Here is a 16,817-nt window from a genome sequence, read left to right as displayed (position 1 = left end):
AAATTAAAGGACAGTTCTTTTTTGTAACGGTTGTGTAACTTATACGTAACTCCTCCTTGTTATACTTAATACACGAAAAGCATCTGGAAATTATTCCGCGGATAGTGTCGGATGTCTTTTATAGCAGTGTATTTGAGAGGAGGATATTTATGTTTGAAGAACAACGAGTTTCATCAACAAAAGCAAATATAATTGAATTAGTTATGTTTCTTACCTATGCATTATTTGCTGTCAATTGGATTGCAGGAAGTACATTAACGCCTCAGATTATGAAATATTTTCAGTTGGATTCATTTATGTCGGCAACTTTTATTTCTAACTCCATTACAGTAGCGAAAATTATTGGTAATTTTTGTGCAGCAGGATTATTGATCAAACTACTGCCAAGAAAAGCTATTGGGTTAGGATCTTTTATGATCGTGATTGGCAGCCTTGTTGCTGTTTTGTCACCTCAATATTGGGCATTTGTATTAGGCCGCTTTATTATGGGGTTTGGGGGAGCTGTTTATGTAGTCTATTTTAGTCCGGTTGTAATCAATTATTTTAAACCAGAAACACGTCCTACTGTCAATGCTCTTAATAGTGTCGCATATAATGTCGGAGGTATGCTGGCGATGTTGGTTGTTGGTCCTGTTATTGCAGTTATGCAGACTTGGCAGGCCAGTATGGGATTCTTTGCCGGCATCAGCGGCGTTTTATTTTTATTATGGCTTCTGGTGGGGCAGGATTTTGCATTGAATACTGCGAGCAATTCAAGAGAAAATAATGTAGTAAAGGAAGAATATTCTTTCAGGACCGCTTTAAAACAAAAAAACAATTGGATTTTGCCATTTACCTATTCGGGAATTTTGACATTTTATATTGTACTGCTCAATATTTTTCCTATATCAGGGACAACTGTTATTAGTTCTAAAACATTAAGTGTCGTAGTTGCTTTTGGAGGTATTGTTGGTACGATCATTACCATTTTATTATCTAAAGTATACTTCAAACGGCTGCCGGTTATACGCATATGTGGATTTCTTCTTACTGCAGCTGGTGTGCTGATGTTTACGACAACAAATGGTTTTATCGCGTTAGCAGCAGCCTTTGCGATAGGGAATCTTATGTTTATTCCTGTAACCAGCTTGTTTATGATACCACAGGAACTGCCAAATATGACGCCTGTTAAGCTGACTAAAATTATGGGCATTTTTTGGGCGTTGGCTTATATTATTGAAACCATTGTATTTTTTATCATTGGCATGGTTATTGATAAATCAGGATATGCAACAGGACTGACTGTTGCTGTTGTAGTCAGTGCAACCGCTTTTTTTGGATCATTTCTGTTACCTGAAACAGGAAAATCAAAAAAAGAAAAAAGTAATAAATAAATTTACTGTATAATGTTTATTGGGGAGGAATTATTATGACAATGCAGGAAGCAATGTATGCACAAAAATTAATGACAGCAGAACAGGCCTTAGAACTGATTCAAGACAATGATTATATTTTTAGTGCGCAGGCAGCCGGAGAACCAGCCGCTATATTGGATAAAATGCAATATTTGAAAAAAACAGGAGTTAAAAATACTATTTTAAATACCTGTTTGCCGTTGAAAGATTATCCATGGCTTCACGATCAGGAAATGAAAGGTGTCATGACACATAACGGTTGGTTTTTTTCTGGAGCTTGCAGACAATCTCAAAAAGAAAAATTAACAAGTGATATTCCACAGAGTTCTACTTCGATTCTTCGCAAAACGATAGATCGCAGAGTTCGGTATGAAAAACGCCGGCCCGTTGTTTTGGCAACCGTATCTCCTATGGATAAACACGGATATTTATCTCTTTCCATCAGCGCTATTTATGAACGTGATCTTATTAACCAAGGTGCGATAGCCATTTTAGAAGTAAATCCGAATTTCCCCCGGACATTTGGAGACACACAGGTTCACATTTCAGAAGTGGCAGCTGTCGTTGAATCTGATCGTGCTATTCCGATTGCTAACATTGCACCCTATACAGAAGTGGATGCAATGATTGGCAAGCATATTGCAGCATTAATTGAAGATGGCTCCACTATTCAGCTGGGAATCGGCAATATACCTAATGCTGTGGCACATGAACTGCGTACAAAAAAACATTTAGGGATACATACTGAAATGTTTACAGAAACAATGGTCGATCTTATCGAGTGTGGTGCTGTTGATAATTCACAAAAAGGATTGCTGAATGGGTATTCTGTTTGTTCTTTTACAATGGGAACACAGAAGTTATATGATTATATTGACAATAATCCATCTATTCTTTTTAAATCTTGTACATTTACCAATGATCCCTATACAATCGGTAAAAATAATAAATTTGTTTCTATCAATGCTACTCTGGAAGTTGATTTGACAGGGCAATGTGCATCAGAAACAGTCGGAAATCTGCAATGGTCTGGAACCGGCGGACAGTCGGAAACGGTGCAGGGAGCGCAAATGTCAAATGAAGGGAAATCTATTATTGCCATGCATTCGACATACATGACAAAAGATGCAAACGGACAGGAAATGCTTCATTCAAAAATAGTGCCGTTTTTGGCACCAGGAGCAGCAGTAACAACTTCACGCAATGATACGGATTATGTTGTTACTGAATATGGTGTCGCATGGCTGCGCGGTCTTAATGTACGAGAAAGAGTAGAAGCTTTGATTGAAATTGCACATCCTGATTTTCGAGATTGGCTTCGTCAAGAAGCGGAAAAATATATGATTTGGTAATCTATATACTAAAAAATAGTGGTGGTTACAGAACCAGGATGCGTTGTATATAAAAACGAATATACTAAAAACACCGGCATTTCTTTCATAAAAGAAAAATGCCGGTGTTTTACTTATTGTATATATTAATTTAGCGCTATATACGCAGCGAAAGAAACCATTGCAATGATTAAAACAATAAGAACAGCAGATGTTCTTCCGTTTAAGGAATTCAATCCTTTCCCCTCTTCACAATCGGGAAAAGCATTTTTTAACAAACTTTCGACATTGATTTTGTAACCGCAAAAAGGACATTCATCGTTGCTGGGGGGTAATTGCTTTTGGCATCTGGGACAGAGCATTCTATCATCTCCGTAATTAATTTATCCAATGAATAATAGTTATTATTTACTGGATAAATTATAAAGTACAAGTTAGTATCTGTCAATAGAAGTCGTCAATTTGGCCTAAATCATGACAGGCAGTAATGATTTTTTGCAACTGAGGGGTTACATATTTATCTTTGTGGTAAGCAATGCGAAAAGTTCGCTGAAAAGTTAAGCCATCTATGGAAAACAGCGATAATTTTTTTTGTTTTACTTCTTCCCAAACAGCGCGTCGGGAAATAACACTGATGCCTAAATTGGCAGCGACTGCTTTTTTTAGACTTTCGGCATTGTTATATACACCGGCAATTTCATAAGTAATGTGGTTTGCGTTCATGACACGTTCAAAAAGATCACGCGTTCCGCTGCCTGCTTCCCGGATAAAAAATTTTTGTTGTTGTAAATCATGTACGGAAATAGGGGTTGTTTTGGCGAGCGGATTTTCGCACGAACAGATAAAACTCAGGTCATCCACCATAAAAGGAATGACTGTAATATAATCTGACTGAATAGAGCCCTCTACCAATGCTAAATCTATTGTATCGGCAAATAACATGGATTCCAGCTCTGTTGTGTTGTGGATTTCAGAAAAAATAGAAAATTCAGGATGTCTTTCTTTTGTATATTGCAACAGTTCAACAAGAAAAGATTCCCCGATTGTAATACTAGCTCCCACACGAGGCATACTTTTTTTGCCGAAATCTTTCATGGCAGATTCGATTTGCATATCAAGACGAACCATGGCGGAGGCATACGAGCGAAGACAGTCTCCAGCAGAAGTTATGATAAGGCGGTGTCCCAGACGTTCAAATAAATGCACACTGTAATGTTCTTCTAATTCCCGTATAGCCTGACTGATAGAAGGTTGAGACATGTGAAGCCTGGTGGCTGCTTTTGTCATGTTTGATTCTTCACAAACACAGATAAAAATATGTAAATGACGCAGCGTCATACGAATGCCTCCTTTTGTATAGGTATATACCTATTAAATTAATTAAATAATACTATTTTACATATAGAAATACAAGTGGTACACTACGAACTGATGAAAAAATAGTCAGGCAGAAATTAACCTGAAAATATGTTTAAATGAGGTGGCTTTATTGCAAAAGGAAAATGTGAAAGGTATTTTGTTATCAGCAGTGTTAGCGTTGCCTGCTTATTTTTTAGGAATATATTTTCCTATTATAGGGGGACCGGTATTCGGTATTTTATTAGGAATTATATTGGCAGGTATTACACGCCCCGTATCATTTGAACCGGGGATTCGTTTTACGGGAAAAAAGATTCTTCAGTACTCAATTATTCTATTAGGATTTGAAATGAATCTTTTCAATGTAATTGCAATTGGCGGTACATCGTTTTCTGTTATGATTTTTACGTTATTGACTTCTTTTGCTGTTGCTTACGGAATGGGAAAGCTATTACATTTGGATTTTGGTACGACGATTCTTATTGGGGCAGGGACGGGTATATGCGGCGGTTCGGCCATTGCGGCAGTGGCACCGGTTATCGGAGCCAAAGATAAGGATATTATTTTTTCGATTTCCACTATTTTTTTATTTAATATTATTGCTGTATTTTTATTCCCTTTTTTAGGGCATGTAATGGGAATGAGCGATATGGGATTCGGTATGTGGGCCGGTACAGCAATCAACGATACCTCCAGTGTTGTTGCGGCAGGATACTCTTATAGTGCGGATGCAGGAAACTATGCCACGATTGTTAAGCTTACCCGGGCTTTGATGATTGTCCCTGTGTGTGTTATTATGGCAGTTTTTATGGCACATCGCAAGAAAAATCAAAATGGTCAATTTGAAATCAAAAAAATTTTCCCATGGTTTATTTTATGGTTTGTTGCCGCTTCTATTATAAACACAACAGGAATACTTCCGATGGCATGGTCGCATGTATTAGGCAATGCAGGAAAATTTTTTATTATCGTAGCGATGGTTGCCATCGGTCTCAATACAAATTTAAAGAGTTTGGTAAAAAATGGAATACGGCCTATTGTATTAGGATTGACAACTTGGTTCTGTGTTGCCGTGATGTCCTTGATTATGCAGCATTTTTGGGGGATTATGTGATAAAAAGAATGTACGTTTATCAACGCATCATGTACCCTTGACGTGAAATAGTATAATGAAAATATAACGACGAATATAGTATTTGCTGGGAGGGATTATGATGAAGGTTTTGCTTATCAATGGCAGTCCGCATCGAGCAGGATGTACGTATACCGCTTTGCGGGAAGTAGAAAAAACGCTACATAAACGCGGTGTTGAGACGGAAATATTTTGGATTGGAGTACAGCCCGTTCAAGGCTGTATTGCTTGCCGAAAATGTTTTTCACTGGGAAAATGTGTATTTGATGATGCTGTTAATACAATTGCGGAGAAGGCTGATGGAATAGACGGTCTTGTGGTTGGATCCCCCGTATATTACGCCGGGGCCAGCGGACAAATCACGGCCTTGATGGATAGGCTTATGTTTTCAGCATCTCACCGGTTTGCTAAAAAACCGGCGGCAGCTGTCGTTTCATGTCGCCGTGGCGGGGCGAGTGCCGCATATGACCAGCTCAATAAATATTTTGGTATGAATAATATGCCTATTGTACCCTCGCAATATTGGAATCAAATTCATGGAAACACAGCAGAAGAAGCTCGAAAAGATTTGGAAGGATTGCAGACTATGCGTACCCTTGGGGAAAACATGGCATGGCTCTTGAAGTGTATAGAGACAGGGCGCAATGCAGGAATTGATGAACCGTATTATGAAGAGCGGCAGCCGACGAATTTTATTCGCTGAGTATTGATCTCATAGGGATACATCAAAAAGATGCCTGGTCAGATTTTACTATCATGACCAGGCATCTTTTTAATGTTTTTAATATAGGGAGCCTTGTAGGGAGTATCTCGACAGAAAAAATTATAAGCCTTATAATATTATATAGAGTGTATAGACCGTCATAGAATGATGGCGTATGTATGGGAGGATTTGTTATGGGATTTATGGAAAAATTTTTTGGTGCAGATATGACAAAAACAAGAGCGGAACAGATTTATGATGATGCATATATGTTATTTAATTCGGAAAAATTGCAAAATGAATGCCTTTCAAGAAATTTAAAAGAAAAAGTTCTTGCCGGAACGGAGTGCGATATGCTTCCGGGGGCCAGCGGTGATTTTGGACATTGTGCAGCAAATCCTATTCCTTGCAATGGCCCTATGGGAGAATTGACATATTTATCTAAATTGCGTATGAAAACAACAGGAGCAAAAATTTTTTTTCATAAAATCGATCATATTAACGGAACGATTGATAAGTTTGAAATTATTAATGCGACGGGAAAATTTATTGATTATCTCTATTTGGATATGTATCATCCCCGTAAATCTTTATTGTGCCCGGCGCAGTATATGATGGAAGGAGAAGCGGTATTTCCCAGAGGGATTCTTACAGAATGTCCGGATTTCCCCAAAAATTTATATAAACATATTAAGAGAGAAGCTGAACGTATTTTAAAAGTCAGTGTAGCCGATCCTGAAGCGAAAGCCATTAATACTGCTCGTGTGCAGGCAGCGCTGCGGGAATTACGAAAATAATTACGGTGTGATTTATATCATTTTAGATAGAAGGATATAGGGATATATATGGAAAGTGCTGCTTTTTTGGGGGAGGAAAGAATTGCCCCTTTGTTATGGAGATTTTCGATACCGGCTATTGCAGGTATGGTAGTAACGGCCTTATACAATGTAGTGGATAGTATTTTTGTGGGACAGGGAGTTGGTGAAATTGCTTTAACGGCGGTCACTATTGCTTTTCCGGTAATGACGTTTCTCATGGCGGTGGGGATGCTTGTCGGTGTGGGTGCAGGAACGATGGTGTCCTTACGTCTTGGAGAACAAAAACGTGATGAAGCGGAAATGATATTGGGAAATGCGCTGACACTTATCGCCGTTTTATTAGTTTTTACGACAGGAGTGTTTTTATATTTTTTGGATTTTATTTTAGTTGATTTTTTAGGTGTTACACCTGACGTTTTACCCTATGCGAAAGATTTTATTTCTATTATTCTTCTGGGTAGTGTATTCATGCATATTGGATTTGGGCTCAATAATATTATCCGAGCACAAGGGGATCCTCATACAGCCCTTAAAACACAGCTTATTGCGGCTGTTGTTAATATTATACTGAATTATTTATTTGTGTTTGTTATTTGCTGGGGGGTAAAAGGTGCGGCTTTGGCAACTATCTTAGCACAAGCAACCGCGGCGGTATGGGTTGTATATTATTTTACATATGGACCCGGCATATTGCGATTTCGCTGGCATTGTTTGATTCTTCGCAAGGAAATTGTAAAAGATATTTTTCGTATTGGCATAGCGCCTTTTTTAATGCAGGTTGTGGCGAGCGCGGTTATGATTGTTTTAAATGTTCGTATTCAACTATTTGGCGGTACTACCGGTGTTGCCGCGTATGGAGTTATCAATCGGGTGCAGATGCTTCTTCTGATGCCTATTGTGGGAATTAGTCAAGGAGCACAACCTATTATCGGCTACAATTACGGAGCCCGTAAGTATAAACGAGTACTGCAAACTCTGAAGATGGCGATCACGGCAGCGGTACTTGTAGGCGTCATGGGATTTTTTTTCGCTGAATTTTTTCCTCAAAACATTATTCGTGTGTTTAATAATTCGGCGCTGCTTGCTTCTATGGGTGTCCCGGGAATGCGTATTTTTCTATTTATGTCGCCTATTGTAGGATTCCAAATTGTTTCAGCCAATTATTTTCAAGCGACAGGAAAACCTGTCTATTCTATTATTTTTAGTATGTTGCGTCAGCTTATTGTATTTATTCCTTTGATTTATATATTGTCAAATTATTTGGGCCTTTTAGGGATATGGCTGGCAAGCCCTCTGTCGGATTTAGCATCAGCTATAGTAACAGGAATTTGTTTGCGGCAAGATGTTAAACGAGAAAAATTACGGATGATTCCTGAACAAAGTGCGTAATATATAGGGTGTTAGAGTAAAAAAGTAGTTTGTCATATAATCATATGACAAACTACTTTTTTGTATTACGCAGCATATACATCCTATGTATTTTATAAATGGCATCTAAATAACACGTACTTTTTGCATTAAAATGATGAAAAAGCAATATAATATTTGACATATTTTAATAATTGAATTAATATATCACATATAGAAATAAAATACATGGGATGACTTACGGAGGCGTGAATACAATGTATGATGTATTAATTATTGGAGCTGGAATAATAGGAAGTGCAGTAGCTAGAGAACTTTCGCGTTATAATTTAAAAATTGGTGTGTTGGAGAAAGAATTGGATGTCTGTGTAGAAACAACAGGTCGAAACACAGGGGTATTACATACTGGATTTACGTATAAACCAGGATCATTAAAAGCACAATGTTGTGTAGAAGGGAATGCAGAATTTGATAAAATTGCAGAAGAATTAAAAATTCCTTTTAAACGATTAGGAAAGGTTGTTGTTGGATTTACCGATGAAGATAAGCAAAGTTTATTGAAATACCAAGATATAGGACGTCGAAATGGCGTGCCGGGATTAAGACTCATTGATAAAAAAGAACTTAAGGATATGGCGCCTGATGCAGGTGGAGAATTTGCTATGTATTCACCTACGTCAGGAATTTTAAGTCCTTTTATTTATAATGTAGCGTTAGCGGAAAATGCAAAGCAAAATGGTGTTACTTTTTATTTTGATACGGAAGTAGTTGGACAAAGCCGAAATGATAACTATTATATTTTAAAAACCACAAAAGGAAATTTTAGTACAAGGTGGGTTGTTAATTGTGCAGGTCTTCATTCGAGTAAAATTTCAACAATGTTAGGAATTCCAGGGTATAAATTGGGATTTTTTAAAGGAGAATATTATGTTTTAGATAAAAATGCGGGAAGAACACTAAATATGCTTATATATCCAGCACCTGGACCAACAGGCGGATTTGCAACACATGCTACACCGACGGTGGATGGAAATGTTTTGATTGGTCCCGATTCTGTACAGATAGACTGTTTGGATAATTATGAAAATACCAAATCATCTATGGATAAACTGTTTTCTGATGGAAGAAAAATGTTTAAAAATATGAAACGTGAATATTGTATTCGTAATTTTTCAGGAATACGGCCTAAATTGATTGATCCTGAAACGAAGGACGTGTTGGATTTTGTTATTGAACGACGTGATACGGTTCCTCATGTAGTTAATTTAGTAGGGATTGAATCCCCGGGACTTACATGTGCACTTCCAATCGCACGGAGAGTAATCAAATGTATTAAAGAAGTGGAAACTTTGTATGACCGGAAAAATTTTAACCCTTGTCGAGAAGAAATTATATGTTTTGCTAATCAGAGCAGGGAAGTACAACAACAACTTATTGAAATGAATCCTGATTATGGAGAAATTATTTGTCGTTGTGAAACAGTGACAAAGGCTGAAATTCTGCAAGCTATACACAATCCATTAGGGGTCAACACAATGACTGCTATAAAAAATCGAGTAAGAGCGATGATGGGAAGGTGTCAAGGCGGGTACTGTCAAATGAGAATAGCGGAACTTATGCAAGAAGAATTGCATAAAAAAGAAACAGAAATTATGTATGGAAGAAAAAAAAGCCATATGTTCACGGGAAAGGTGCGATAAAGATGAATACAATGGATAAAGATGTAATTATTATTGGTGGTGGCCCGGCGGGATTGGCAGCAGCCGTAGAACTAAAAAAAAGAGGAATCCATAATATCGTTATATTAGAAAGAGAAAAATATCTTGGCGGTATTTTACGACAATGTATTCATGATGGTTTTGGATTAAAACGTTTTAAAGAAACATTAACTGGGCCGGAATATGCACAGCGTTTTATTGATGATATTCAAAAATTTAATATTTTATATATAACCGAAGCTACAGTTATTGAAATTACTCCGGATAAAATAGTTACGGCAGTTTCTCGCAATGGATTGCTTCAATATCGTGCCAAAGCAATTGTTTTAACCATGGGGTGCCGTGAAAGAACTCGTGGAGCCATTGGCATTCCGGGATCTCGTCCGGCAGGGATTTATACTGCTGGTGTTGCTCAATCTTTTATTAATCTTCACAATATGATGATTGGAAAAGAAGCAGTTATTCTGGGTTCAGGTGATATTGGAATGATTATGGCAAGACGGTTGACTTTAGAAGGGGTAAAAGTCAAGGCTGTTTTTGAAGTTATGCCGTATCCAAGCGGATTACCGCGAAATATTGAACAATGTCTGAATGATTATAATATCCCTCTTTATGTAAGCCATACGGTGACTAATATTAAAGGGAGAGGAAGACTTGAAAGCGTAACGGTGGCGCAAGTGGATGAACAAATGAATGCTATCGCCGGGACAGAAAAGGAATATAAGTGTGATACGATGATCTTATCTGTGGGACTCATTCCTGAAAATGAATTATCTTTGACTTGTGGGGTTAATCTGGATAAACATACTAAAGGGGCGCTTGTAGATGAACATTATCAAACGAATGTTCCTGGAATTTTTGCGGCAGGAAATGTTTTGCAAGTGCATGATTTAGTTGATTTTGTCTCTATGGAAGCAGAGCATATGGCTGATAGTGTTGCATCTTATTTATACCAAGAAGGGTTTCCGCCTAGTCACATATCCATAATTCCGGATGACTCTGTTGGATATGTGTTACCGCAGTATATCAGTGGGGAAATTGATGTAGTATGTTCTTTTCGCGTCAAAAAGCCTGCAAAAAAATGTGCAATATATGTTTTGCAAGACGGAAAAGTAATAATAACAAAAAAATTAAAAATGCTCTTCCGGCAAAGATGATTCAGATTCATCTTCCGGCAGCGAATCTGAATTCAACTAATGAAATAAAAGTGAAAGCGGTGGAATTATGAAAAAAAACTTTACTTGCATCATCTGTCCTAATAGCTGTGACATTGAGGTTATGTTTGAAGGCAACGCAATTGGTACTGTTAATGGGGCGTCTTGCTCCAAGGGAATAGAATATGCTAAAAATGAAATGGTACATCCTATGCGTACTATTACAACTTCAGTTTTTGTACAACAGGGAATAGTGCCGTTAGTTAGTGTTAAATTAGATACGCCGATTCCCAAAGAAAAAATTTTTGAAGTTATGAAATTCATTAGAGACATAAAAGTTACAGCGCCTGTTATATCTGGTCAAATCATTATTGCAAATATTTTAGGCTTAAAAAGCAATGTAGTTGCTACAAAAACGGTAGAAAAGGTATAATATAGTAAAAAAATGATGTAAGAGAGAATAGACGGGTGAAAATGATGAGAGAGTTTGCAAAAAAATCACTAGTAGAAAAAACAGCTCATAAAATATCGATGATGATTGCTGACAAGGCATACGCAGCTGGGCAAAAATTGCCAAATGAGTATGAATTATCTCGGTATTTAGGCGTTGGACGTAATACCATTCGTGAAGCTGTGCGATCACTTGTATCTCGCAATATTCTCGTTATTAAACAAGGTGCCGGGACGTTTGTTTCAAAAAAAATGGGTATAGCTGATGATCCGTTGGGCTTTATGTTTGTTGAAAACAAAGATAAAGTGTTACTGGATTTGATTGAAGTACGTTTTATCTTAGAACCGCCTATTGCATCTCTGGCTGCGCAAAATGCTTCTTTAAGAGAGATTCACTGTCTTGGCAGAACTTGTCAAGAAATGGAAGATGCATTAGCCGCAGGACAAGATCCGACGGATAAGGACATCGAGTTTCATACACAAATAGCGACATGCAGTAATAACCTGGTGGTACCTCGGCTTGTTCCGGTTATTAATACGGCTATCAAAGCGTTTACCAGTATTGAGGGGCATAAAGTAGTCGCAATGACACTGTCTCATCATAGAGAAATATATGAAGCTATTCGTGATCATCGCAGTTATGATGCGCAAGATGCTATGATGCTTCATTTAGCATATAATAGAAATAAAATACGAAAAAATATATTCGATAAAACATAATGATTTTTGAATATCTTCTTATTTGAGGAGGAATAGTATAATGGAAATTAAAAGAGGTGGGATTGTGTCACAACTATTGGCACAAGTACCCATTCCTAAAATGTTTCGGGCAAAACAATCATTCCCACGACCGGTTATTCAAACGAAGGATATCCCACGCATTGTTTTTGAAGAACTATCTAAAGAAGGTATTGCGGAGTTGATTAAGCCGGATATGCGTATTGCTGTTACAGCAGGAAGCCGCGGTATTGCTAATGTAGATAGTATTACGAAAGCAATTGTTGATTTTATAAAACGTAAACAAGCAATCCCTTTTATTATCCCGGCAATGGGGAGCCACGGCGGGGCAACAGCAGAAGGACAGCTAGAAATACTGGCTAGCTATAATATTACTGAAGCAACGATGGGGTGTCCTATTTGTTCTTGTATGGATACGGTATTTTTAGGATATTCAAAGTATGGGAAGCCGGTATATATGGATAAGCTTGCATTTGAAGCTGATGGTGTTATTGTTTCTTGCCGGCTGAAAATGCATAATGCATTTCGTGGATCCTATGAAAGTGGTCCCTGTAAAATGATGGTAGTTGGACTAGGGAAGCAAAAAGGTGCAGAAAGTGTACATAGTGACGGTATGGGAAAAATTGCTGATAATATACCAGCTAATGCGGAGGTGATTTTAAAAAACGCTCCGATTCTTTTAGCGATTCCGTGCATAGAAAATGCATATGATGAGACATGTAAAATCGAAGCGATTCATCGAGATAAAATTTTAGAAAGAGAGCCGGAACTTTTGAAATATGCGGCCTCTAATATGCCTAAAATTATTGTAGAAAAAGGCGATGTACTTATTGTTGATAAAATAGGCAAGAACTATAGCGGTACTGGGGTAGATCCTAATATTACAGGAACTTTCTCTACGGAATATGCGATGGGTGGAGTTAAAGTGCAGCGTACGTGCTTTTTGGACTTGACAGATTCTTCTCATGGAAATGCCTTAGGTGTAGGGTTAGCCAGTGTTATTACAAAACGTATTTTTGATAAAATGGATATTCAGAAAATGTATCCTAATTGCATGACTAGTACAGTTTTAAAATCGGCAACGATTCCGCTGATTATGGCAACCGATAAAGAGGCTGTTCAAGCCTGTATTCGTACTTTGAATGAAGTAAATAAAGAGCATTTGCATATTATTCGAATTCCCAACAGCCTTCATATAGAACATATAATGCTTTCAGAGGCGTATTACGAAGATGTAAAGAATGGTATGTATGATGGACTCACTGTTGAAGGAGAGATCGAAGATATGGGGTTTGATATAAACGGCAATTTGCATCCTTTGTTGGAACACTGCTAGTTGATACATCGCGGCATCTATTGATTAGTGTAGTCAACAAGTATAGTTGAAGAAAATGAATATTTGTGGAATATAGTGGGAATAAATGAATCCTATATTTTTGTTTTAAGCGAAACATCTAAAATGTTTAGATGTTTCGCTTTTTTTTTATAAAACAAAGATACTGTTAAATTGAAGTAAAATTAATATCATTCGTCAGTATGCTTGCAATAAATAGGAAAAATTTATATTTTTTTATATGGATTTTAAAATATATAATTATACATTGTGCCAAATATGAACAAAATATTCTAGCATGTAAAACAAATAAAATGCAATATTTGCATTTTATTTGTCATAAATTATTGTTTCATTGCATATTATGCAATGAAACAATATCATTTAATGATTGAAAAAATAATAAATTGCAGTATAATTTTATATAAAGAAGAAAAATTTTCAAATAATGAAATGAAAAATAAATAAATGAAAACGATACAACACAAAATAATGAATTAAAAATAATTAACCAGTGTGCATGTTTTGAAATTGGAATGTGAATTATTATACGTACGATGAAAAGAAATAAAGATGTGTTGCCAAGGAGGAATAAAAATGGATGATATATTGATTAAAAATGGCAGAGTGATGGATGCGTATAGAGGGATTGATACAATTTGCGATGTTTGCATAAAAAATGGGCAGATCATTGAAAACACCGATATCGGTACGCCTGACGTAGTGATTGATGCAACGAACTGTCTGGTTGTTCCTGGATTAATTGATTATCATGCCCATGTATTTCAAAAAGGAACTGATGCGGGTGTCTCTCCTGATGTAGCCATGCTTCCTAATGGAGTAACTACTGTCGTTGATGGGGGAAGCTCCGGGTCTGCTAATTATGAATCTTTTTATACTGATACAATTATGCATTCAACAGTTCGAGTGAAGTCTTTTATTGCATTATCTTCTGATGGACAAATCAGTATGAATAAACCGGATACTTATGATGTTCGTTATTGCGATGAAAACAAAATAAAATATTTAGCAGAAAAATATAAAGACAATATTTTGGGAATTAAATTGAAACAAACAAAAAATAATATCAATAATACAGGATTAGAACCTATACAAAAGGCAGTTTTGTTAGCGGAACAAATAGGTTGCAGAATTAATGTTCATGTCATTGATCCACCGTGTCCGACGGATGAATTAGTGAAATATTTTAGACCGGGAGATATCTTTACTCATGTATACCATGGGACGGGAAATACTATTTTAGATGAAAAGGGCCATGTTTTTCCTGAAGTATGGAAAGCGAAAAAAAGAGGAGTTATATTTGACGCTTGCAATGGCAAGAATAATTTTGATTTTGCTATAGCGAAAAAGGCGATGATAGATGGTTTTTATCCGGATATTATTAGTTCAGATATTACGATGATGACATTATATAAACATCCGGCGATTGCATTGCCTTGGATTATGTCTAAATATTTAGCATTAGGAATGGATTTGCAAGCGGTTATTGCGGCGGTGACGGCCGTCCCGGCAAAATGTATGGAAATGGAGGGAGAAATAGGAACATTGCAACCTGGGGCTTGCGCAGATGTCGCTGTTTTAAAAAATACTTCTGGAAAGTTTTCTTTTTTCGATGCAAAAGAAGCATGTGTGGAAGGTAAACAATTGCTAGTGCCGCAACTTACAATCCGTGAAGGAACGATTGTTTACAAAAATCTATCATCTACATTATATTGAAGGGAGTCGTTACAATGCAGAATAAATGGCTGCGAATTGCAGGTACATTATGTCTGGGACTTTTTGTAGCATATATTGATCGAACAAATTTATCTGTTGCTTTGCCATCACTATCCGCGGATTTGGGAATTGATGGAGCTGTTAAATCGTTGGTTCTTACTATGTTTTTAATTGGGTATTTTTTTGCTAATATTTTTGGTGGAATCTTAACACGGGGAAGAGAACCTAAAACAATAGTTATCCTTATGGTACTTATTTGGTCATTGGCAACATTTCTTACCGGTTTTATCCAATCTATTGCAATTTTATTGGCATTTCGGTTTATCTTAGGAATAACAGAAGGAGTATATTGGCCGCAGCAATCTCGATTTGCTCGTTCATGGTTTTCTCCGAATGAATTGACAAGAGCCAATAGTATTATTCAATACTACGGTCAATTTATGGCATTGGCATTAGGCTTTATTATATTAACTCCTATTTATGATGCTTTCGGTTGGAAAATTTTGTTTTATATTACAGGTGGTGTGGGACTATTGTTTATCGTACCCCTGTATATAAAAATGTTAGGAAAAAATAAAGATGCACCGTATAAAGAAGAACCTATTGAAGATGGAAATAAGGCTAAGTTAACACTTGCATCTTTTGGCGGAAAATCATTTTTTCTTGTTATTTTTACCTATATAACACAGGGAATGCTGTTTTGGGGAATTACCTTATGGATTCCTATGGTAGTTAAATCGCTTGGATATGATGGCATGGCACAAGGAATTGCAAGTGCTTGTCCCTATTTGATGGCCGTTGTTTTGGCAGTACCTATCTCATATATTAGTGATAAAACAGGAAAACGCTCTTTAATAGCCGCATTAGGTTTAATTATTCCGGGACTTTTATTAGTGACTTTGCCATTGATTGAAGCTCCTGTATTTAAAATGGCTTTGATTACCATAGCTATGGGATATTATGCCAGTAGTTTTACTCCTAATATTTGGTCGATTATTCAAAAGACGGTTGAACCACATGCTGTTGGACCGGCATCGGGTATTGTTAATGGTCTTGGAGCCGGCGGTGGCGGGACGATTGCAGGTTTTTTAGTGGGTTATATGCAGGCTGTTACTGGTACATATATTGCCGGTTTTGTCGTTTTAGGGATATTGGTTATTTTAGGAGGTGTTTCACTTATTACATATGGGAAAATCAAAAACAGGAAAGCGGAAGTTATTTAATTATAATATATTTTTTAGGAGGAATATTTAATGTAAACTGCACAAACCAATAGTATGCATCACTGCAGTATTCATCAGCGTTTCGTAGTATAATAAGTGCATGAGTATGGTGGAAAACAGCTCAAAACTCTTGCACACAGGTGACGTAAAATGTATAAAACTCCTTCTAAACAACTTTCCTTCGAAGATTTTAATCAACCCTTGGGATTACAAATGGATCCGAACAACCGTTGGATCAAGAAAGCAGAATTAATCCCGTGGGATCTGGTAGAAAAGAAATACAAAAAACTGTTCAAAGGATTCAAAGGCCAGGTAGCAAAACCTGCCCGAATGGCATTAGGCGCGTTGCTCATTCAAAT

The 16,817-nt window shown here is 36.9% G+C and carries 15 protein-coding genes and 1 pseudogene; 14 read left to right on the top strand and 2 right to left on the bottom strand.

The window, feature by feature from the left end:
* Positions 1-149 precede the first annotated feature (149 nt).
* Together BLR11_RS03790 and BLR11_RS03785 are read left to right on the top strand one after the other, a co-directional pair.
* The gene (locus tag BLR11_RS03790; protein WP_091648341.1) at positions 150-1,373 is read left to right on the top strand and encodes an MFS transporter; all 1,224 of its coding nucleotides are present in this window, start codon (positions 150-152) and stop codon (positions 1,371-1,373) included.
* Positions 1,374-1,408: 35 nt separating this feature from the next.
* Positions 1,409-2,746 carry an acetyl-CoA hydrolase/transferase family protein gene (locus tag BLR11_RS03785; protein ID WP_091648339.1) on the top strand — a complete coding sequence of 446 codons (1,338 nt, stop codon included), beginning with the start codon at positions 1,409-1,411 and terminating at the stop codon, positions 2,744-2,746.
* A gap of 125 nt (positions 2,747-2,871) precedes the next feature.
* Here the strand turns inward: BLR11_RS03785 and BLR11_RS14815 are convergent, their stop codons facing one another.
* Both BLR11_RS14815 and BLR11_RS03775 read right to left on the bottom strand, forming a co-directional pair.
* Positions 2,872-3,087 carry a zinc-ribbon domain-containing protein gene (locus BLR11_RS14815; RefSeq protein ID WP_091648337.1) on the bottom strand — a complete coding sequence of 72 codons (216 nt, stop codon included), beginning with the start codon at positions 3,085-3,087 and terminating at the stop codon, positions 2,872-2,874.
* 82 nt (positions 3,088-3,169) lie between these two features.
* A complete protein-coding gene (locus tag BLR11_RS03775; RefSeq protein WP_091648336.1) occupies positions 3,170-4,063 on the bottom strand; it encodes a LysR family transcriptional regulator in 894 nt (297 codons plus the stop codon).
* 151 nt (positions 4,064-4,214) lie between these two features.
* Here BLR11_RS03775 and BLR11_RS03770 point away from each other — a divergent pair, with 151 nt between their 5' ends.
* From BLR11_RS03770 to BLR11_RS03715, 12 genes and pseudogenes are all read left to right on the top strand, one after another.
* Positions 4,215-5,198: a YeiH family protein gene (locus BLR11_RS03770; protein WP_091648334.1), complete on the top strand. Its 984-nt coding sequence runs from the start codon at positions 4,215-4,217 to the stop codon at positions 5,196-5,198.
* 97 nt (positions 5,199-5,295) lie between these two features.
* Entirely contained in the window at positions 5,296-5,919 is a 624-nt protein-coding gene (locus BLR11_RS03765) for a flavodoxin family protein (protein WP_245675074.1), read from the top strand.
* Positions 5,920-6,113: 194 nt separating this feature from the next.
* Positions 6,114-6,716, top strand: a complete 603-nt coding sequence (locus tag BLR11_RS03760; RefSeq protein ID WP_091648331.1) for a hypothetical protein — start codon at positions 6,114-6,116, stop codon at positions 6,714-6,716.
* 90 nt (positions 6,717-6,806) lie between these two features.
* Positions 6,807-8,126, top strand: coding sequence for an MATE family efflux transporter (locus tag BLR11_RS03755; RefSeq protein ID WP_218118716.1), 1,320 nt, complete (start codon positions 6,807-6,809; stop codon positions 8,124-8,126).
* 236 nt (positions 8,127-8,362) lie between these two features.
* Complete coding sequence (locus BLR11_RS03750) at positions 8,363-9,805, top strand: NAD(P)/FAD-dependent oxidoreductase (protein WP_091648327.1); 1,443 nt, start codon at positions 8,363-8,365, stop codon at positions 9,803-9,805.
* A 2-nt stretch (positions 9,806-9,807) separates the two neighbouring features.
* Positions 9,808-10,980 carry an NAD(P)/FAD-dependent oxidoreductase gene (locus tag BLR11_RS03745; RefSeq protein WP_245675073.1) on the top strand — a complete coding sequence of 391 codons (1,173 nt, stop codon included), beginning with the start codon at positions 9,808-9,810 and terminating at the stop codon, positions 10,978-10,980.
* A 67-nt stretch (positions 10,981-11,047) separates the two neighbouring features.
* Entirely contained in the window at positions 11,048-11,410 is a 363-nt protein-coding gene (locus BLR11_RS03740) for a DUF1667 domain-containing protein (protein WP_091648326.1), read from the top strand.
* 41 nt (positions 11,411-11,451) lie between these two features.
* Positions 11,452-12,147: a FadR/GntR family transcriptional regulator gene (locus tag BLR11_RS03735; RefSeq protein WP_091648508.1), complete on the top strand. Its 696-nt coding sequence runs from the start codon at positions 11,452-11,454 to the stop codon at positions 12,145-12,147.
* Positions 12,148-12,187: 40 nt separating this feature from the next.
* Positions 12,188-13,501 (top strand): nickel pincer cofactor-dependent isomerase, group 22, encoded by a 1,314-nt coding sequence (locus BLR11_RS03730; protein WP_091648324.1) that lies wholly within the window; start codon positions 12,188-12,190, stop codon positions 13,499-13,501.
* Positions 13,502-14,095: 594 nt separating this feature from the next.
* Positions 14,096-15,235, top strand: coding sequence for a metallo-dependent hydrolase (locus BLR11_RS03725; protein WP_176762863.1), 1,140 nt, complete (start codon positions 14,096-14,098; stop codon positions 15,233-15,235).
* A 14-nt stretch (positions 15,236-15,249) separates the two neighbouring features.
* Positions 15,250-16,458 carry an MFS transporter gene (locus BLR11_RS03720; RefSeq protein WP_091648321.1) on the top strand — a complete coding sequence of 403 codons (1,209 nt, stop codon included), beginning with the start codon at positions 15,250-15,252 and terminating at the stop codon, positions 16,456-16,458.
* A 150-nt stretch (positions 16,459-16,608) separates the two neighbouring features.
* A pseudogene (locus BLR11_RS03715) lies at positions 16,609-16,817 on the top strand (IS5/IS1182 family transposase); the annotation flags it as partial.

Origin of the sequence: Megasphaera paucivorans (genome assembly GCF_900103535.1) — a bacterium.
Classification (GTDB): domain Bacteria; phylum Bacillota; class Negativicutes; order Veillonellales; family Megasphaeraceae; genus Megasphaera_A; species Megasphaera_A paucivorans.
This window is presented reverse-complemented; position numbering and strand designations above follow the sequence as displayed.